The sequence below is a fragment of the Aeromonas sp. ASNIH1 genome (assembly GCF_002934285.1).
Classification (GTDB): domain Bacteria; phylum Pseudomonadota; class Gammaproteobacteria; order Enterobacterales; family Aeromonadaceae; genus Aeromonas; species Aeromonas caviae.
In genome coordinates this window covers 644,989-664,058 of record NZ_CP026228.1, presented here as the reverse complement: position 1 = coordinate 664,058, position 19,070 = coordinate 644,989, and the positions used below count along the sequence as shown (strand labels likewise).

At 61.1% G+C, this 19,070-nt stretch carries 18 protein-coding genes; 9 read left to right on the top strand and 9 right to left on the bottom strand.

The features are described 5' to 3' along the window. Positions 1–57: 57 nt before the first annotated feature. The 4 genes from leuD to leuA all read right to left on the bottom strand — a co-directional run bounded on the left by leuD (position 58) and on the right by leuA (position 4,859). Positions 58–657, bottom strand: coding sequence for a 3-isopropylmalate dehydratase small subunit (gene leuD / locus C2U37_RS03175; RefSeq protein WP_104451802.1), 600 nt, complete (start codon positions 655–657; stop codon positions 58–60). Positions 658–669: 12 nt separating this feature from the next. Next, on the bottom strand, positions 670–2,067 hold the full coding sequence (leuC, locus tag C2U37_RS03170; protein ID WP_041211113.1) for a 3-isopropylmalate dehydratase large subunit: 1,398 nt from the start codon (positions 2,065–2,067) through the stop codon (positions 670–672). Between the two features lie 32 nt (positions 2,068–2,099). Further along, positions 2,100–3,185, bottom strand: coding sequence for a 3-isopropylmalate dehydrogenase (leuB, locus tag C2U37_RS03165; RefSeq protein ID WP_041211114.1), 1,086 nt, complete (start codon positions 3,183–3,185; stop codon positions 2,100–2,102). Positions 3,186–3,296: 111 nt separating this feature from the next. Continuing rightward, on the bottom strand, positions 3,297–4,859 hold the full coding sequence (leuA, locus tag C2U37_RS03160) for a 2-isopropylmalate synthase (RefSeq protein WP_010673154.1): 1,563 nt from the start codon (positions 4,857–4,859) through the stop codon (positions 3,297–3,299). A 405-nt stretch (positions 4,860–5,264) separates the two neighbouring features. Between leuA and C2U37_RS03155 the strand changes: the two genes are divergently transcribed. From C2U37_RS03155 to ilvN, 6 genes are all read left to right on the top strand, one after another. Further along, complete coding sequence (locus tag C2U37_RS03155) at positions 5,265–5,888, top strand: TetR/AcrR family transcriptional regulator (protein ID WP_010673155.1); 624 nt, start codon at positions 5,265–5,267, stop codon at positions 5,886–5,888. Positions 5,889–6,013: 125 nt separating this feature from the next. Then, positions 6,014–6,517 (top strand): phosphatase PAP2 family protein, encoded by a 504-nt coding sequence (locus tag C2U37_RS03150; RefSeq protein ID WP_104451801.1) that lies wholly within the window; start codon positions 6,014–6,016, stop codon positions 6,515–6,517. Then, entirely contained in the window at positions 6,514–7,623 is a 1,110-nt protein-coding gene (locus C2U37_RS03145; protein WP_029313827.1) for an MJ1255/VC2487 family glycosyltransferase, read from the top strand. The genes C2U37_RS03150 and C2U37_RS03145 overlap by 4 nt, the downstream gene beginning before the upstream one ends. 35 nt (positions 7,624–7,658) lie before the next feature. After that, the gene (locus C2U37_RS03140) at positions 7,659–7,811 is read left to right on the top strand and encodes a hypothetical protein (RefSeq protein WP_010673158.1); all 153 of its coding nucleotides are present in this window, start codon (positions 7,659–7,661) and stop codon (positions 7,809–7,811) included. 390 nt (positions 7,812–8,201) lie between these two features. Then, positions 8,202–9,920 (top strand): acetolactate synthase 3 large subunit, encoded by a 1,719-nt coding sequence (locus tag C2U37_RS03135; protein ID WP_010673159.1) that lies wholly within the window; start codon positions 8,202–8,204, stop codon positions 9,918–9,920. After that, positions 9,920–10,414 carry an acetolactate synthase small subunit gene (gene ilvN, locus C2U37_RS03130; RefSeq protein ID WP_010673160.1) on the top strand — a complete coding sequence of 165 codons (495 nt, stop codon included), beginning with the start codon at positions 9,920–9,922 and terminating at the stop codon, positions 10,412–10,414. The genes C2U37_RS03135 and ilvN overlap by 1 nt, the downstream gene beginning before the upstream one ends. A gap of 478 nt (positions 10,415–10,892) precedes the next feature. On the opposite strand, the gene pta is transcribed toward ilvN, so the two are convergent. Together pta and C2U37_RS03120 are read right to left on the bottom strand one after the other, a co-directional pair. After that, the gene (gene pta, locus C2U37_RS03125) at positions 10,893–13,046 is read right to left on the bottom strand and encodes a phosphate acetyltransferase (protein ID WP_104451800.1); all 2,154 of its coding nucleotides are present in this window, start codon (positions 13,044–13,046) and stop codon (positions 10,893–10,895) included. Positions 13,047–13,116: 70 nt separating this feature from the next. Beyond that, positions 13,117–14,319, bottom strand: coding sequence for an acetate kinase (locus tag C2U37_RS03120; RefSeq protein ID WP_104451799.1), 1,203 nt, complete (start codon positions 14,317–14,319; stop codon positions 13,117–13,119). 301 nt (positions 14,320–14,620) lie between these two features. Here C2U37_RS03120 and yfbV point away from each other — a divergent pair, with 301 nt between their 5' ends. Beyond that, positions 14,621–15,061 carry a terminus macrodomain insulation protein YfbV gene (gene yfbV / locus C2U37_RS03115; RefSeq protein ID WP_029313829.1) on the top strand — a complete coding sequence of 147 codons (441 nt, stop codon included), beginning with the start codon at positions 14,621–14,623 and terminating at the stop codon, positions 15,059–15,061. Between the two features lie 52 nt (positions 15,062–15,113). Here yfbV and C2U37_RS03110 read toward each other — a convergent pair whose 3' ends face one another. The 3 genes from C2U37_RS03110 to C2U37_RS03100 all read right to left on the bottom strand — a co-directional run bounded on the left by C2U37_RS03110 (position 15,114) and on the right by C2U37_RS03100 (position 16,830). Beyond that, entirely contained in the window at positions 15,114–15,614 is a 501-nt protein-coding gene (locus C2U37_RS03110) for a YfbU family protein (protein WP_039040945.1), read from the bottom strand. A 194-nt stretch (positions 15,615–15,808) separates the two neighbouring features. Continuing rightward, entirely contained in the window at positions 15,809–16,273 is a 465-nt protein-coding gene (gene bcp / locus C2U37_RS03105) for a thioredoxin-dependent thiol peroxidase (RefSeq protein WP_010673165.1), read from the bottom strand. Between the two features lie 23 nt (positions 16,274–16,296). Then, the gene (locus tag C2U37_RS03100; protein WP_010673166.1) at positions 16,297–16,830 is read right to left on the bottom strand and encodes a glycine cleavage system protein R; all 534 of its coding nucleotides are present in this window, start codon (positions 16,828–16,830) and stop codon (positions 16,297–16,299) included. Positions 16,831–17,018: 188 nt separating this feature from the next. On the opposite strand from C2U37_RS03100, the gene dapA reads away from it, so the two are divergent. Together dapA and bamC are read left to right on the top strand one after the other, a co-directional pair. Then, entirely contained in the window at positions 17,019–17,906 is an 888-nt protein-coding gene (dapA, locus tag C2U37_RS03095) for a 4-hydroxy-tetrahydrodipicolinate synthase (protein WP_029313831.1), read from the top strand. Further along, positions 17,899–19,017 carry an outer membrane protein assembly factor BamC gene (gene bamC, locus C2U37_RS03090; protein WP_029313833.1) on the top strand — a complete coding sequence of 373 codons (1,119 nt, stop codon included), beginning with the start codon at positions 17,899–17,901 and terminating at the stop codon, positions 19,015–19,017. Before dapA ends, bamC begins: the two co-directional genes overlap by 8 nt. The last annotated feature ends 53 nt before the right edge of the window (positions 19,018–19,070 follow it).

Here is a 19,070-nt window from a genome sequence, read left to right as displayed (position 1 = left end):
TAAAACAGGGAGCCTCGGCTCCCTGTTGATTCTACTCGCTTTCTTGTCGCAGGCTCGTCAAATCCAGCTTGGCTGCTTCGCCTCGAAGGCGCTGATGGCGGCCTCGTGCTGCAGGGTCAGACCGATGGCATCCAGCCCGTTGAGCAGACAGTAGCGACGGAACTCGTCGATTTCGAAGCCGAACGTGAGGCTGCCTGCACGCACCTGGTTGGCCTCCAGATCCACTTCGATCTCGATGCCCGGCTGGGCGGCGACCAGTTGGAACAGGGCGTCGACCTCCTCCTCCTTCAGACGAACCGGCACCATGCCGTTGTTGATGGCGTTGCCGTAGAAGATGTCGGCAAAGCTCGGGGCGATCATGGTCTTGAAGCCGTAGTCCGCCAGCGCCCAGGGGGCGTGCTCGCGACTCGAGCCGCAGCCGAAGTTCTCCCGCGCCAACAGGATGCTGGCCCCCGCGTAGCGGGGCTGGTTCAGTACGAACGCCGGGTTCGGCTGCTGGCCTGCATCGTCCAGGAAGCGCCAGTCGTGGAACAGGTGCTTGCCAAAGCCGATGCGGTTCACCTTCTGCAGGAACTGCTTGGGAATGATGGCGTCGGTGTCGACGTTGGCGCTGTCGAGGGGAACGACGATCCCTTTATGCTGTTTGAATCCTGTCATCGCTGTTTCCTCTTACAGTGCGCGAATGTCGGCGAAGCGGCCGGTGACGGCGGCGGCGGCGGCCATGGCCGGGCTCACCAGGTGGGTGCGACCGGCACGACCCTGACGCCCCTCGAAGTTGCGGTTGCTGGTGGAGGCGCAGCGCTCCCCCGGTTGCAGCCGGTCGTTGTTCATGGCCAGACACATGGAGCAGCCGGGCAAACGCCACTCAAAGCCTGCCTCGATGAAGATCTTGTCCAGCCCCTCGGCCTCGGCCTGGGCCTTCACCTGCTCGGAGCCCGGCACCACCAGGGCCTGTACCCCGGCGGCCACCTTGCGACCGCGGGCGATGGCGGCAGCCGCGCGCAGATCCTCGATGCGGCTGTTGGTGCACGAACCGATGAACACCTTGTCGATGGCCACGTCGGAGAGCTTCTGGCCCGGTTGCAGGTCCATGTAGGCGAGGGCCTTGCGGGCGGACTGCTGCTCCACCGGATCGGCGAAGGATTCCGGTGCAGGGATGGGCTCATTGACGGCAATCACCTGGCCCGGGTTGGTTCCCCAGGTCACTTGCGGGGCGATGTCGGCGGCGTCGAGCACCACTTCGGCGTCGAAGTGGGCACCTTCGTCGCTCTTGAGGGTCAGCCAGTAGGCGATGGCCTGTTCCAGCGCCTCCCCCTTGGGAGCGAACTCCTTGCCACGGATGTAGTCGATGGTGGTCTGGTCGGGGGCAATCATGCCCGCTTTGGCGCCGAGCTCGATGGCCATGTTGCACACCGTCATGCGCCCTTCCATGGTGAGCCCCTCGATGGCTTCACCGGCGAACTCCACCACGTAGCCGGTCCCGCCTGCGTGACCTACCTTGCCGATGATGGCGAGCACCACGTCTTTGGCGCTGATGCCTGCGGCCAGCTTGCCGTTGACAGAGATACGCATGGTCCTGGCGCGGCCCTGTTTCAGGGTCTGGGTGGCCATTACGTGTTCCACTTCGGAGGTGCCGATACCGAATGCGAGCGACCCGAAGGCACCGTGGGTGGCGGTGTGTGAGTCACCGCAGACGATGGTGGTGCCGGGCAATGTGATGCCGAGCTCGGGGCCCATCACGTGGACGATGCCCTGGTACTTGTGGTTCAAGTCATAGAGACGAACCCCGAACGCCTTGCAGTTGGCGGCGAGCGTCTCCATCTGGATGCGGGCCATCTCGCCGGAGGCGGCGATGTCCTTGGTGGTGGTGGAGACGTTGTGATCCATGGTGGCCCAGGTCAGATCCGGGCGACGCAGCTGGCGGTTCATGGCGCGCAGGCCGTCGAATGCCTGGGGGCTGGTCACTTCATGCACCAGGTGACGGTCGATGTAGATGAGAGGGGTTTCCCCTTCCACTTCCCGCACCACGTGTGCGTCGAACACTTTCTGATAGAGGGTCTTGGACATTGCTCGGTTTCCTTGTTATCGATGCCGTGGGATCAGATGCGCGCGGCGATCTGGCTGCCCATGTCGGCCGTGCTCTGCACCGGGTGTGTGGCGCTGGCCTGATGCAGGTCGGCGGTGAAATAGCCTTCTGCCAGGGTCTGGGCCACAGCCTGCTCTATGGCCTGGGCGGCGGCTTCCTGGCCGAGACTGTAACGCAGCATCAGGGCGGCGGAGAGGATCTGGGCGATGGGATTCGCAATCCCCTTGCCGGCGATATCCGGGGCCGAGCCACCGGCCGGCTCGAACAGACCGAAGCCGGATTCGTTGAGGCTGGCGGAGGGGAGCAGGCCCATGGAGCCAGTGATCATGGCGCACTCGTCGGAGAGGATGTCACCGAACAGGTTGGAGCAGAGCAGCACGTCGAACTGGGACGGATCCTTGATGAGCTGCATGGTGGCGTTGTCGATGTACATGTGGTTCAGGGCCACGTCCGGGTAGGACTTGGCGACCTCGGTCACCACCTCGCGCCACAGGATGGAGGAGGCGAGCACGTTGGCCTTGTCGATGGAGGTGACCCTGGCCTTGCGCACCCGGGCCGATTCAAAGGCGATCTTGGCGATGCGCTCGATCTCGAAGCGGTGGTACACCTCGGTGTCGAAGGCCTTCTCGGTGGCGCCTTCCCCTTCACGCCCCTTGGGCTGGCCGAAATAGATGCCGCCGGTCAGCTCGCGCACGCAGGCGATGTCAAAACCGCGATCGGAGATGTCGGCACGCAGCGGGGAGAACTGCTCCAGACCGGTGTAGATGCGGGCCGGGCGCAGGTTGCAGAACAGTTTGAAGTGGGCACGCAGGGGCAGCAGGGCACCGCGCTCCGGCTGATCGTTGGGCGGCAGGTGCTCCCACTTGGGGCCACCCACCGATCCGAACAGCACCGCATCGGCCGCTTCGCAGCCTTTGATCGTGCTCTGGGGCAGCGGTGTGCCGTGGTTGTCGATGGCGATGCCGCCGACGTCGTGACGGTCATAGTCGAGGGAGAAGCCGAATTTGGTCTGCACCTTTTCCAGTACCTTGATGGCCTCTGCCATCACTTCCGGGCCAATGCCGTCACCCGGCAATACTGCGATCCGATAACTGCTCATACTCTCTCCGTCTTGATAGTGTGATTCCGTTTCATCCGGGAGGCCGGTCCGGGCCACTGCCCTGGCCCCGGTCCTCCCCATGTCATGCTGTCATCTTGTCCGGCGGCGGGCTCAGACGGTTTCCGATTTGATGGTGTGGTTGCGCTCCATCTGCTCGGCCACCTGATCCGCGCGCCAGATACTGTTGATCACGTGGACCAGGGCCTGGGCCGAGGATTCGATGATGTCGGTGGCCAGCCCCATGCCGTGGAACTTGCGCCCCTTGTATTCGGCGACGATGTCCACCTGGCCGAGGGCGTTCTTGCCCTCGCCCTTGCCCTTGAGTTCGTATTTGTCGATGCGGATCTCGTAGCCGGTGATGCGGTTGATGCACTGGTAGACCGCGTCCACAGGGCCGTTGCCGGTGGCGGCCTCGCACACCAGATCCTGGCCTACCTTGAGCTTGACCGAGGCGGTGGCGAGCACCGAGCTGCCGCTCTGCACGCCGAGGTACTCCAGCTTGAAGTGCTCGGGCTCCTCGTGGATCTGGCTGAAGAAGGCGAGAGCCTCCAGGTCGTAGTCGAACACCTGGCCCTTCTTGTCGGCCAGGGTGAGGAACTTGGCGTAGAGATCGTCGAGGTCGTAGCTGCTCTCGGCGTAGCCCATGGACTCCATCCGGTGCTTGATGACGTGGCGGCCGGAGCGGGAGGTCATGTTGAGGTTGTTCTGGGTGAGACCGATGCTCTCGGGGGTGATGATTTCATAGGTGTTCTTCGCCTTGAGCACGCCGTCCTGATGGATGCCTGAGCTGTGGGAGAAGGCGTTGGCGCCGACGATGGCCTTGTTGGGCTGCACCGGCATGTTGCAGATTTGACTGACGAGGGTGCTGGTGCGATGGATCTCGCTGTGGCGAATGTTGGTGTGTACCCCGAGCAGGTCGGCGCGGGTCTTCAGGATCATCGCGACCTCTTCCAGAGAGCAGTTGCCAGCACGCTCGCCGATGCCGTTGATGGTGCACTCGATCTGGCGGGCCCCCATCTGCACGGCACTGATGGAGTTGGCCACCGAGAGGCCCAGATCGTCGTGGCAGTGCACCGAGATGATGGCCTTGTCGATGTTGGGTACCCGGTTGAACAGGGTGTGGATGATGCCGGAGAATTCGGTCGGCACCGTGTAGCCCACGGTGTCAGGAATGTTGATGGTGCGGGCGCCGGCCTTGATGGCGGCTTCCACCATGCGGCACAGGTTGTCTATCGGGGTGCGGCCCGCATCCTCGCAGGAGAACTCCACGTCATCGGTGTAGCGCAAGGCGTGCTTGATGGCGCCGACCCCCATCTCCAGCACGTCTTCGAAGCTCTTTTTCAGCTTGCTCTCCACGTGGATGGAGGAGGTGGAGATGAAGGTATGGATGCGAAATGCCTCTGCCACTTTCAAGGCTTCGCCGGCGGCATCGATGTCTTTTTGCAGGGCGCGAGCCAGGGCGCAGACCCGGCTGTTCTTGATGTGACGGGCGATGGTCTGAACCGATTGAAAATCGCCGGGGGAGGAGACGGGGAAACCCACTTCCATGATATCGACACCGAGCCGCTCCAGCGCCTGGGCGATCTGCAGCTTCTCCTTGACCGTCAAGCTGGCCGACAGCGCCTGCTCACCATCACGCAAGGTGGTGTCGAATATGATGACCCGATCTGACATGTGACTTCCCTCTTCCTAAGTTCGCTGCGTGCATCCTGCATGGCATAAAAAAACCCGTGCGGGGTGCACGGGTTTCTGTAAATTCCGGCTATGCCTTAGCCCGGCTACAAGGATCCCGCGCGAGGAGTCGCGATTAGGGAGAGCAGTAGTAGCGGAGCGGCAATACGCATGATGTCTCAATCCTTCCAGTCGATAACGCTACTACCAATAACGAGATTTTTATGCTGTGTCAACCGGAATGGACAGGTTCAATCCACTGGTTTATTTAATCGGATTGTAAAGGAGTGCAAATTCTCTTGTCCCATATTCGGTTCATGCCTGATTATCTGGTCATTCCTGCTGTACTCGATCACCCGCACAATCAGATCGACTTATCAGCCCTTGCTGAATTATCTGAGGTATTCCATGGAAAAACGCAGACCTGGCCGTCCAGTCGGACGTTCCGACATTCGTGACAAGCTGCTTGCCGCCGCACGCGAACGTTTTCTCAACACCCCCTACAGCAAGGTGACGACCCGCGAGATTGCCGAGCTGGCAGGCTCCAATCTGGCGATGATCCACTACTACTTCGGCAGCAAGGAAGGCCTCTACAAGGCGGTGCTGGGGGATGTGGCCGAGCCCCTCGAGCAAGCCTGGCACGACGAGAGCAGCAACCGCAGCCTGACCGATCTGCTCAATACCTACTATCAGGTGATGGCGCCCAACAGCGAGCTGACCTCCGCCATCTCCAGCGCATTGTCCACTGAAAAGAGCCCGGGGCGTGATTTTGTTCTGAGCCGCCTGCTGGATCGCCAACTTCCCCAGTTCGATGCCCTGCTCGAATCCATGCGTTCCAACGGCCAGCTGGCGGACAACCTGGACCCCGAGATGCTGAAGATCTCCTTCCTCAGCATGATGTGGCAGCCGTTCGTGATGAAGGATCTCTACGAACAGGTGTTTGGTCTGACGGTGGACGAGCACTTCATGAGCCGCCTCGCGGCCCACAACTGCCGCCTGATGGAAAACGGCCTGCGCGGTGCCCTGAACTGACTTTTTCGGGATGACGGATGAAAAAGGGCCCCTGGGCCCTTTTTTTCATCAATCTGTTATCTGGGCGTCAACGAAGTGTCATGCCGCCCTCCTAGCCTGCACTCAGGATGCAAGGGAGGGCCGTGATGAACAAGATCCAGCAATGGGACCTGCGGGTGTGCCGTGTCTGCCTGCTCCACCCCTACAATCAGCCGCAGGCCAGGATAAGCCGGCTTGTCTCCCGTACCGGTGACGGCCCCCTCTATGCCGTGGCGGCCTGCCTGCTCTGGTGGCAGGGGAGCGCCGGGCAGGAGGCGGTCAGGGTGGCGCTCTGGGCGTTTGCCCTCGAGTTGCCGCTCTACCTGCAGCTCAAGAATGCCCTCAAACGCCAGCGCCCGGCAGGGCTGCCTGTCTTCATCACCCCGTCGGATCGTTACAGCCTGCCCTCTGGCCATACTGCGGCCGCCTTTCTGATGGCGACCGTAGTGGCCGCCAGTTTCCCGCTCTGGGCACCGCTGCTGTTTGTCTGGGCCGCGCTGGTGGGGGCGTCCCGCCTGCTGCTCGGGGTACATTATCTGAGTGATCTGGTGGCCGGGGCGCTGCTTGGCGGTGGTTGCGCCCTCTGGGCGCTGGGTTGGAGCCAGGGATGAGGATACTGTTCGGCGTTCAGGGGACCGGCAACGGCCACATCAGTCGTAGCCGGACCCTGGCGCGCGCATTGAAGAGCAGGGGCGTGGCGGTGGACTATCTGTTCAGCGGGCGCGCCGCCGACGGCTACTTCGAGATGGGGGAGTTCGGGGATTATCGCACCTTCCCCGGTATCACTTTCGCCAGCCATCAGGGGCGCATCTCGGGCTGGCGCACCCTCAAGGGACTCTCTCCCCTGCGTTTCTGGCAAGATCTGCGTGCCCTCGATTGTCGCGAGTACGATCTGGTCATCAGCGACTTCGAGCCGCTCAGTGCCCATGCAGCTCGCCGCTGGGGCAAACCCAGCCTCACCATCAGCCATCAGGCGAGCTTCGACTGGCCGATCCCGCGCTGGGGGGAGAGCGGCTTCAACCGTCAGCTGATGCGCCATTTTGCGCCGGTACGCCAGTCCCTGGGGCTGCACTGGTTCCATTTCGGCCAGCCCCTGCTGCCTCCCATCGTCGATCCCCTTGAGCCGGTGCCGGACAACCAGCAGATCCTGGTCTATCTGCCATTCGAGCAGACAGAGACGATCGCGGCCCTGTTGTCGCGTTTCAGCACGCAGTCGTTCATCTGCTTCCATCCCGAGGTGCGCAAGCGCAGCGAGTGGCGCAACATCCGCTTTGAACCTCAGGCCAGAGAGGGGTTCAAGCTGGCGCTGGCCGGTTGTCGCGGGGTCATCAGCAATGCGGGATTCGAGCTTGCCTCCGAGGCGCTCTCCCTTGGCAAGAAGCTGCTGGTCAAACCCCTGGGTGGCCAGTTCGAGCAGTTGACCAACGGCAGGACCCTGGAACTGATGGGGCTGGCCCAGTTGATGGACAGCCTGGATGCCAATGCGGTGCGAAGCTGGCTGGAGGCCCCTTCTCCTGGCAGGGTACGCTATCCCGATGTGGCAGGAGAGCTGGCCGACTGGTTGCTGGCCGGGGCCGGGGAGGAGGTGGGGGCGCTCTCCCGCCGCCTCTGGGGCAGGACTCTCTTTCCGGAGGAGGTGTGTGACAGCCTGGGGGAGCTTGCCAGCCGCACCGGCCAGGAGCGTCCCTGGTTATCCCAACTCAGCGCCTTTGACTAAACTGAGTCGATCCCACCACGGAGAGGACGGACACCATGCGCTTTACCAATGAAAACGGCGACACCATGACTCTGGCAGACAATCTCACCCTGCATGAGCTGCTCGACATGGGTGTCAGCATTTCGGTCTGCGAAGAGACGGATCCGGATCAGCAGATCTGGCTGGCAGAACCCGAAGACGAGCAGTGAAACCAGCCAGTTTTTGACGGCCCACCCCCTCGGGGTGGGCCGTTTATTTTGTTCCTGACCGACGCGGGCAGCATGATCCGCTGGTTGTTCCCCCCAGGGCCCCTCTTTGTTGCCCGTCTGGTGGCCAAGTCACTGAATGTTAATAGCTGTTTGAAATTTATGACTGTTATGGCCAGACAAAGCCGTGGACAAGCGTTCACGGGCGGGTTAAGTTGGTTTTTCACCCGCTTTTCGGGTGAATGATGGAAAACCCCTATTTTTCTACTATCGACGGCTCCGAACTCGCCTGATCTGCCTGCAGACAACAACAAGACTCGGATCGGCGCTGCCGGGAAGCAGCGGACTGTCGATAGCTTTCGCTTAACGGAGCAAAGCCTGGAGGGCTTTATCATGGAGATGTTATCAGGCGCCCAGATGGTGGTTAGAGCGCTGGAAGATCAGGGAGTGGAACACGTTTTCGGCTACCCTGGTGGCTCAGTGCTCGACATCTATGACGCTCTCTTCGAAAACGGCAAGATGGAGCATGTCCTGGTGCGGCATGAGCAGGCCGCAGTGCACATGGCGGACGGTTACGCCCGCTCCACCGGCAAGGTGGGCACTGTGCTGGTGACCTCGGGTCCCGGCGCCACCAACTGCATCACGGGGATCGCCACCGCCTACATGGATTCCATTCCCCTGGTGATCCTGTCCGGCCAGGTGCCGACCAGCATGATCGGGGAGGATGCGTTCCAGGAGACCGACATGATCGGCATCTCCCGCCCGGTGGTGAAGCACAGCTTCCTGTGCAAGAAAGCAAGCGACATTCCCGAGGCCATCAAGAAGGCCTATTACATTGCCGCCAGTGGCCGCCCGGGGCCCGTGGTGGTGGATCTGCCCAAAGACGTGCAGAATCCGAAAGAGAAGTTCCCCTATCAGTATCCCGAGTCCGTTTCCCTGCGCTCCTACAATCCGACCAAGGCCGGACACAAGGGCCAGATCAAGCGGGCTGCCAAGCTGCTGACCGAGGCGAGCCGCCCAGTCATGTACGTGGGTGGCGGCGCCATCAACGCCAATGCGGATCACCTGGTGACCAAGCTGGCGGAGCTGCTGAACCTGCCGGTGACTACCACGCTCATGGGGCTGGGCGCCTTCTCCGGCACCCATCCGCAGTTTATCGGTATGTTGGGGATGCACGGTACCTTCGAAGCGAACAAGAGCATGCACAACGCGGATCTCATCTTCGCAGTGGGTGCCCGCTTCGATGATCGCGTGACCAACAACGTAGCCAAGTTCTGCCCCAACGCCACCATAGTCCACATCGACATCGACCCCACCTCCATCTCCAAGACGGTACAGGCCCATGTGCCCATCGTCGGCTCGGTGGAAACCGTGCTGGAACAGATGCTGGAAGTGATCCGCGAGTGCGGCTTTGACAACGACAAGCAGGCGCTGGCGGACTGGTGGGAGCAGATCAACCAGTGGCGCTCCCGCAACTGCCTGGCCTACGAGACCCATCCCACCCTGATCAAGCCGCAGCAGGTCATCGAGACTCTCTACAAGGTGACCAAGGGGGAGGCGTTCGTCGCCTCCGACGTGGGTCAGCACCAGATGTTTGCCGCCCTCTACTACCCGTTTGCCAAACCGCGCCAGTGGATCAACTCCGGCGGTCTCGGCACCATGGGCTTTGGCATTCCCGCCGCCATGGGGGCCCAGTTTGCCAACCCGGAAGCCGTGGTCTGCTGCGTCACCGGCGACGGCTCGGTGCAGATGAACATCCAGGAGCTCTCTACCTGCATGCAGTACGGGGTGCCCATCAAGATCATCTCCATCAACAACCGTGCGCTGGGCATGGTCAAGCAGTGGCAGAAGATGTTCTACGGTGGCCGCCACAGCCACTCCTACATGGAATCCCTGCCTGACTTCGTCAAGCTGGCGGAAGCCTATGGCCACGTCGGCATCGCGGTGAGCGATCCGGCGGAGCTGGAGAGCGCCATGGAGAAGGCCTTTGCCATGAAGGACAGACTGGTGTTCATGGACATCTCGGTCGATCCGGACGAGCACGTCTATCCGATGCAGATCAAATTTGGCGCCATGGACGAGATGTGGCTGAGCAAGACGGAGAGAACCTGATGAGACATATAATTTCCGTTCTGCTGGAGAACGAATCCGGTGCCCTGAGCCGTGTGGTGGGCCTCTTCTCCCAGCGCGGCTACAACATCGAGACCCTGACGGTGGCCCCTACCGAGGATCCCACCCTGTCCCGCATGACTATCGTCACCATGGGGGATGAGCGGGTGCTGGAGCAGATCCAGAAGCAGCTGCACAAGCTGGTGGACGTGCTCAAGGTGTGTGACCTGAGCGAGGGTGAGCACATCGAGCGGGAGATCGCGCTGGTCAAGGCGCGCGCCGCCGGTGGTGCCCGTGACGAACTGAAGCGGCTGGCGGACATCTTCCGTGGCCAGATCGTCGACGTCACCCCCGAGCTCTACACGGTGCAGCTCGTCGGGACCAGCGAAAAGCTGGACGCCTTCATCAAGACGGCTGCCCAGACCAACGAGATCATCGAAGTGGTGCGCTCCGGTGTCTGTGGCATCTCCCGGGCGGACAAATCCCTGCGTCCCTGATGTGGCCGGATGAGAAAATTGCTGTTCAAGGGCTCTTCGGAGCCCTTTTTCGTGTCTGGCAGCGTTGCGGGCAAGTGGGGGCGCCGGTAGGGATGCAGTCCACAGCATCAGGGGGCGATCGAGGGGGTGAAAGAGAAGGGGGAAGGGAAGGTCTTCACCTGTCATTTTCTTTCAAATGATCGGTAAACTATCCACAAAAGCTGTGGAAAACTCTGTAGATTAGCGGTGTGTCTGGCGTTAGTCGCATGATCTTAAAGGGATATTTCAATTTGATCCTGGCTGGATCGCATTTGTGCAATCCCCTGGCGAGGGTGTGAGCGTTTGCTTATCCCTCGTGCCTTGCCAAGGGCGGAACGCGGATCTGTCCGTGGATCCGGACGGGATCCCGATCTGATCTTGCGGATCAACATTTCTGGGCGCGAGCCATAAAAAAACCCGCCTCTCGGCGGGTTTTTCATTGCATCGGACTGCGGGTCGATTACTCGGTCTGGGCTGCCTGGATGCCGGTCAGGGCGATGGTGTAGACGATGTCGTCCACCAGGGCGCCACGGGAGAGGTCGTTGACCGGCTTGCGCATGCCTTGCAGCATGGGGCCGATGGAGACCAGCTCGGCGGAGCGCTGTACCGCCTTGTAGGTGGTGTTGCCGGTGTTGAGATCCGGGAAGACGAACACGGTGGCCTTGCCGGCAACCGGGGAGTTCGGTGCCTTGGACTTGGCGACGTTCTCCATGATGGCCGCATCGTACTGAAGCGGGCCGTCGATGATGAGGTCGGGACGCTTGGCCTTGGCCAGCTCGGTGGCTTCACGCACTTTCTCTACATCGGCGCCGGCGCCGGAGGTGCCGGTGGAGTAGGAGATCATGGCCACGCGCGGCTCGATGCCGAAGGCGGCAGCGGAGTCGGCGGACTGGATGGCGATCTCGGCCAGTTGCTCGGCGGTGGGATCCGGGTTGATGGCGCAGTCACCGTAGACCAACACTTGGTCCGGCAGCAGCATGAAGAAGATGGAGGAGATCAGGGAAGAGCCCGGGGCGGTCTTGATGATCTGCATCGGCGGACGGATGGTGTTGGCAGTGGTGTGCACGGCGCCGGATACCAGACCGTCAACTTCATTGCGCTCCAGCATCATGGTACCCAGTACCACGTTGTCTTCCAGCTGCTCGCGGGCAACCACTTCGGTCATGCCCTTGTTCTTGCGCAGCTCGACCAGACGAGCCACATAGCGCTCGCGTACGGCAACGGGATCGATGATCTCGACGCGGTCGGTCAGGATCACGCCCTGCTGCTCAGCGACGCGGCGGATCTCGTCCGGGTTGCCCAGCAGCACCGGACGGGCGATACCGCGCTCGGCACAGATGGCGGCCGCCTTGATGGTCCGCGGCTCTTCCCCTTCCGGCAGCACGACGCGCTTGTTGGCCTGACGGGCCAGCTCGGTCAGCTGGTAGCGGAAAGCCGGCGGGCTCAGGCGACGGGAACGGGTGGACTTGGCGGAGAGAGACTCGATCCAGTGCTTGTCGATGTGACCAGCAACGTAGTCCTGCACCAGCTCGATACGCTCGCGGTCATCTTCCGGGATGTCGACGTTGAAGTTCTGCAGGCTGACGGCGGTCTGCCAGGTGTTGGTGCCGGTGATCATGATCGGCAGACCGGTGGCCATGGCCTGTTGGCACAGTGCCATCACCTGCGGTTCCGGGTGGTAGTTGCCGGTCAGCAGCAGGGCACCCAGCTTGACGCCGTTCATGGCGGAGAGGCAGGCGGAGACGATGACGTCGGAGCGGTCGCCGGAGGTCACCAGCAGGCTGCCCGGACGGAAGTGCTCGATCATGTTGTGGATTGAGCGGGCGCAGAAGGTCACGGTCTGCAGGCGGCGGCTTTCCAGCTCACCCTTGTTGATGATCTTGGCGGCCAGGTGCTTGGCGAGATCCTTGGCGCGCGGTGCGATCAGCTGGGTGTTCCAGGGGATGCAGCCGAGGATGCGCAGCGGACTCTTGCCGAAGACCTGCAGCACTTCCAGGTTGTGGCCGGTATCGGCGCCGTGGTGGTGCGCTTCGAACATCTCGGTCAGGTCGGGACGGGTCACGCCGTGCTCGTCAACCGGGGCACCCACCTTGTTGATGACGCAGCCCACGATGCGCGGGTTGTTGACGCCACCGAAGTTGGAGCAGGCCAGCTCGATGCGCTCTTTGAGCTTCTGGCTGGAGTCGTTGCCCGGATGGGTTACGAACACCATGTCGGCGTCCAGCGCCTTGGCGACGTCGTAGTTCAGCTTGTTGGCAAAGGGTTGCTTGTCGGTCGGAACCAGGCCCTCGATCACCACCACTTCGGCACCGCTGGTCTTCACGTGCTCTTCGAAGCGGGCCACGATCTCTTCCAGCAGGATGTCGGTGTTGCTGGAGGTGATCATGTTCTCGGCGTAGGAGAGGGCGAACGGCTCGGGCGGGTTGATGTTGGCAGCGGCGCGGATCACGGCGGTGGAGCGCTCGGTACCGGTTTCACCCGGACGCGGCTGGGCGACCGGTTTGAAGAAGCTGACATTGACACCGTGACGTTCCATGGCGCGAACGACGCCAAGACTCACGGAGGTTACGCCGACACCAGTGCCGACCGGGATGAGCATAATAGTGCGTGCCACTTATTACCCCTTGTTCATTTTTTGGGATCAGGAAAAGGCCGCCCTGGGGCGGCCTTGCTCTACAGCTAATTTATGCGCCGACCAGTTCCAGCGCGTCGTGGGCGATGACCCACTCTTCGTTGGTCGGGATAACCAGGGCCTTGGTAGAACCAGCCTTGGTGATCTCGCCGCCCTTGCCGAAGCGAGCCTTCAGGTTGGCGTCGTGGTCGACGTCAAAGCCCAGCAGGCCCAGCTTGTTCAGGGTGATCTCACGGATCGGGGCGGAGTTCTCGCCGATGCCGCCGGTGAAGACCACAGCATCCAGACGACCGTCCATGGCGGCGGCGTAGGCACCGATGTACTTGGCCAGACGGTAGCAGTACACGTCCATGGCGCGCTTGGCTTCTTCCTTGCTGTCGTAGTTGTCTTCAACGAAACGGCAGTCGGAGGTGACTTCGGTCAGACCCTGCAGGCCGGATTCCTTGGTCAGCATGGTGTTGATCTCGGCAACGCTCATGCCCAACTTGTCGTGCAGGAAGAAGATGATAGCCGGATCGATGTCACCGGAACGGGTACCCATCACCAGGCCTTCCAGCGGGGTCAGGCCCATGGAGGTGTCGACGGACTGGCCGTTCTTGATGGCGCAGACGGAGCCGCCGTTGCCCAGGTGGCAGTTGATGATGTTGAGCTCTTCCACCGGCTTGTTCAGCTGCTTGGCCGCTTCCAGGCTGATGTAGTAGTGGCTGGTGCCGTGGGCGCCGTAGCGACGGATGCCGTTCTCTTTGTAGAGCTTGTACGGCAGGGCGTACAGGAAGGCTTCTTCCGGCATGGTCTGGTGGAAGGCGGTATCGAACACGGCGATGTTCTTCTCGGCCAGTTCCGGGAAGACCTTCAGGGCGGCACGGATACCGATCAGGTGAGCCGGGTTGTGCAGCGGTGCGTAAGGAATGGCGGCTTCGATGCCGGCAATGACGTCATCACAGATGCGAACGGAGGAGGTGAAACGCTCGCCGCCGTGTACCACGCGGTGGCCGATGGCGATCAGGTTCTTGGACAGTTCCGGGTTGAGCGGCAGGATCTTGTGAACGATGAAGTCCAGCGCTTCCTGGTGAGCGGCACCGGCACCCAGATCAGCGTTGCCTTTCTCGCCGTTCAGCTTCCACTTGATGCGGGCGTCGTCGAGGTTGAAGCATTCGGCCAGGCCGGACAGCAGGTCATCACCGGTGGTTGCGTCAATGACAGCAAACTTCAGGGACGAGCTGCCACAGTTAAGAACAAGAACCAGCTTACTCATGAATAAATCCTATCGCAGATTGGGTTGGGTTGGAGGATGCGCCGGACGCGGTGCGTCCAAAAACTATCAACTTATCCTTATGAGGGTTGGCAATCTGTTGCTTGCCCCTTGTATAGTGATACAAGACCCGAAATTCAGACGTCCCTGACTGGTCAGTGGCCGTGCCCCTGCGTAAAAATGGGCGTACAAAGGATAACCTGATTGTTGAAAAATAACAAAGTCATCCTCAACCTTTGTTATTGCCTCTCAAATATTGTCGAGGTTTTGCCGTTAATGCGTTCGAAAAGAGCTCGGAGGTAGCATGAGCATGAACATTTTTGGAACTAAATTACAGCAAGGCCGTCATTATATGACTCTTTGGCCGCGCCGTCCCGAGCTTAATTCCATGTTCCCGGAGAATCGGGTGATCAAGGCCACCGAATTCGCCCTCAAGGTGATCCCGGCACTGGCGGTGCTCAGCGTCATGGTGCAGTTCCAGTTTGGCGAGCTTCATTACTGGCCCTCCGTGATGGCGTCCGTGCTCTTCCTGCTCAGCCTGCCGCTGCAAGGGTACTACTGGCTCGGCCAGCGCGCCGATACCCGGCTGCCCCCCTCCCTCGCCACCTGGTATCGGGAGATAAACGGCAAGATGAACGAGCAGGGCGGTCAACGTCAGCTGGTGGCCCGTCCCCGCTACGAAGAGCTGGCCGATACCCTCAACGCCGCCTTCAAGCAGCTGGACAAATCCTTCCTCTACGAATGACTTTCCGAAGTCAGACTGACGACAAAGGCGCCCTCAGGCGCCTTTTTCACATTCAGGCGGCCAGCACCTTGCTGATCTCCTGGATGGAGAGCTTGTACTGACGGGGGCACTGACGCCAGACCGCCAGCATGCGCTGGTACTTGTCCCGCATGGCGATGTCGCTGGAGAGCTCATCGCAGGGGCAGGGCAGTTCGGGGAAGCGCTTGTCCACTTCCAGCAGGAAGCAGACGTAATCCGCCAGTTCCCGCTCCTGGCTGCGGCTGTAGCCGTTGAAGGCAAGGCGGCTCTCGTTGACATCGGCCCGGGCGCTGGCATCCAGGTTACCCCAGGAGATGGCCAGTGCATGGTGCAGCTCCAGAGTGTCCAGCACCTCCTGGCAGGTGGCGAGATCCAGATGGCCGAAGCTCTTCTCCAGCTCGAGGATCTGCAGGCAGTAGCCGCGCTCGACTATGGTGCTGGCACGCTGGTAAAACGCCGCCTTTTCCGGATTGAGTTTGGCCAGGATCTCGTACTGGTTGCTCAGGATCAGGCGTTCGGTGTGGCTCATGTTCATGGGCTGTCTCGCTGGAAAATGAATCTGGGGTCACGTTAACCCATATCCAGGATGAATTTTTTGATCTGAGAGGGGAGGTTGGCGAGAAAAGGGGGGAAGAGGTGCCCTGGTGGGCCGCCAGAGAGTGGGACTGATGCCGTGGTGAAACGAGGAGGGCCCGCCATGGCGAGCCCTGCAACAATGCCGCTGGTGGCTTAGCCCTTGACGAGGTCGAGCACCACCTGATGGTGATCGCTGGTCTTGAACTTGTCGAAGCGATGGGCAACCTTGCCCTCTTCGTCGATGAGGAAACTCAGGCGATGGATGCCGTCATACTCCTTGCCCATGAACTTCTTCGGGCCCCAGACGCCAAAGGCATCGGCCACCGCGTGATCCTCATCGGCCAGCAGGCGGAAGTTGAGGTTGTCGCGCTCCTCGAACTTTTTCAGGCGCTTGGCGCTGTCCGGGCTGATGCCGAGCACCACCACATTGAGGGCAGCCAGCTCGCTATTGACGTCGCGCAGACCGCAGGCCTGGGTGGTGCAACCCGGGGTCATCGCCTTGGGGTAGAAATAGATCAGCACCTTCTTGCCGCGCAGGTCGGCGAGGCGAACCTGATTGCCGTCCTGATCGGAGAGGGAGAAATCGGGGGCCTGGGTACCAGCTTCTAGTGGTGACATGGGGTCTCCTCGGATAAACGCCGTCAGGCGTACTTGTGATTGACGATGAATTCGAACGATTCGGCGCCCAGTCCACGACAGAAATCGGCGAAGGCTGTCTTCGAGCCGGGCTCTTCTCCCTGCTTGGAGAGATTCAACTGAAAGTTCGCCTTGAGCAGGTTGAAGGGTTGCTGTTCCAGGGTGATGGTCTGCATGGCCTGGATGTCCCAGCCGTGATCGCTGAAGAACTGGGTGCACTGACTTACGATGCCCGGCTGATCCCGGATCAGCACCTCTGCGCTGGCGCTGATGTCATATTGCAGGGAGTGGTGGCGCTCGGTGCGTTTCATCATGGTGATGAGATCCCACTCCTGGCTGCGCAGTGGGAGGCTGATTTCCAGTTGCATCAGGCTGTTCCAGTCACCGGACAGCAGCATGATGAAGGTGAATTCGTTGCCGAAGATGCCAAGACGGCTGTCGACAATGTTGCAACCGCAGCCACTGACGTGACGGGTCACCTCATTGACGATGCCAGGCCTGTCCGTGCCGATGGCCGTTACGACCAGGTAGTGAGTCATAAATCGTCTCTCGTCCATTATTGAGAATGCGTTGACCGCGGGTGCCGGCACCCTGCCGGGAGGCCTCTTGTGCGCTCGTGCATTCATACGTTTTGTGCCGGATGGTAACACGGCTTGTCCCGTGCCTCCCTTGTTTTTCAAAAGGGGCAGCTTTACCATTACGCCCCTGAAAATCGGGAGAATTATCCATGTTACGCGGTAGTATTGTTGCGCTCGTTACCCCCATGCTGCCCTCGGGCGACATCGATTGGGTCAGTCTGGCAGCGCTGGTGGAATATCATGTGGATGCCGGGACCAGCGCCATCGTCGCCGTGGGAACCACGGGAGAGTCGGTCACCCTGAGCGAGCAGGAACATATCGCCGTGGTTGAGAAGACGGTGGAATACGCCGCCGGACGCATTCCCGTCATCGCGGGCTGCGGCTCCAACAATACTGCTCACGCCATCGCCCTCTCCCGGCGTTTCGCCACCATGGGCGTGGTGGCGGGTCTCTCGGTGACCCCCTATTACAACAAACCCACTCAGGAAGGCCTCTATCGTCACTATTGTGCGATCGCCGAGGCTAGTGGTCTGCCTCAAATTCTCTATAATGTGCCCGGTCGCACCTGCTGTGACCTCAAACCCGAGACGGTGGCCCGTCTGGCCAAGGTGCCCGGCATCATAGGTTTGAAAGAAGCGACTGGCGATCTTGGCCGTACCCCGCTGCTGCGCGAACTGTGCGGGCCGGATTTTGCGCTTTATAGTGGCGATGACGCCAGCGGATGTGATTTTATGCTGCAAGGGGGCGATGGTGTCATTTCGGTCACCACCAATATTGCGGCGCCCCAGATGGCCGACATGTGTCGTGCTGCCCTGGCCGGTGATGCCGGGCAGGCTCATGACATCAACAATCGATTGATGCCGTTGCATCAGACTCTGTTCTGTGAACCGAGTCCCATCCCGGTGAAATGGGCCTGTGCCCGGCTGGGATTGATGGCGACGGCGACCTTGCGTCTGCCCCTGACCGATCTCACCCCCGAGGGGGAAGCGGCGATGGCGCGAGCACTGACGACTGCGGAGTTGATGGCGAGTGTTTAAAGCAAATGGAAAGGGAAATGCAGTGCGCCTGGTACTGAGTGTCGCGACGGTGGCCGTGCTGGCTGCCTGCAGCTCACCCCAGGAACGCAAAATGGCCAACCGTGGCTTCGAGTATGAAGAGAGCCGCCTCGAAGGCCGCGCCTTCCTTGTGCCCGCCGGGTTGAGTACCCCCGCCTTTAACAGCAATTTCGACATTCCGGCCCTGCCCGAGAGCAGCCGTGAGGGCGCCCTCGGGGCCAAGGTGGACGTGCGTCCGCCTGCCCAGTTGCTCACAGTGGTGCCCGGCAGCCAGGTGGTGGCCAATGCCAGCGAGCCGACCGTCGCCTTCTATGCCCTCAGCACCTCCCAGAGCGTGGAGCGCGATACCTGGGCCTTCCTGATGAACTTCCTGGCCGAACACAAGGTCACCACCGAGAAGCTGGACCAGCAGGACGGCGTCTTGCAGACCGGCTGGTTTGACAACTCGGCGGTGCTCGATGGCTGGGCGGAAGATGACGATGACTTCAAGATCCGTCAGCGTTACCAGTTCACCCTGCGCAACGATGTGCAGCGTCACGCCATCAAGATGTCGGTACGGGTGCTGGATCACGAAGAGACCATCGACGGCGAGACCAGCACTGTGCTGACGCCGGCGGACGCCCAGCGTTATGCTACCCGCGCCCTGAACCAGTTCTCCCTCTATTACGACAAGCAGCTCAAGGCCCGTGAACAGCACAAGTCCAGCGATGGCATGGGGCTGGAGCTGGGTCTGGACAACAACGAGCTGAGCGCCTGGATTGCCGAAGGGTCGTTTGACCAGGTGTGGCGCCGCCTCAATCAGGTGCTGCCTGCCTATGGTTTCACCATCAAGGATACCCAGCAGTCCCTGGGCTGGATCGACGTGGAGTACGATGAGCCGGACAGCGAGTTCTGGAAGGCCAAGGGAGCGGAGCCCTTCAAGCTCGAGGAAGACAAGTATCGCTTCCAGCTCGGCGAGATGACGGGCGGCAAGACCTCCATCACCCTGTTCGACAAGGACAAGAAGCCTGTCGCATCCGGTGTCATCTCCCAGATGTACATCAGCCTGTCCGAGGCCTTTGCCAAGGGCTTGGCCGATCAGGGGGCGAAGTAAGCATGGAAACAGGGGCCTCGCGCCCCTGTTTTGTTATGTCCGGGTTGCCGCAG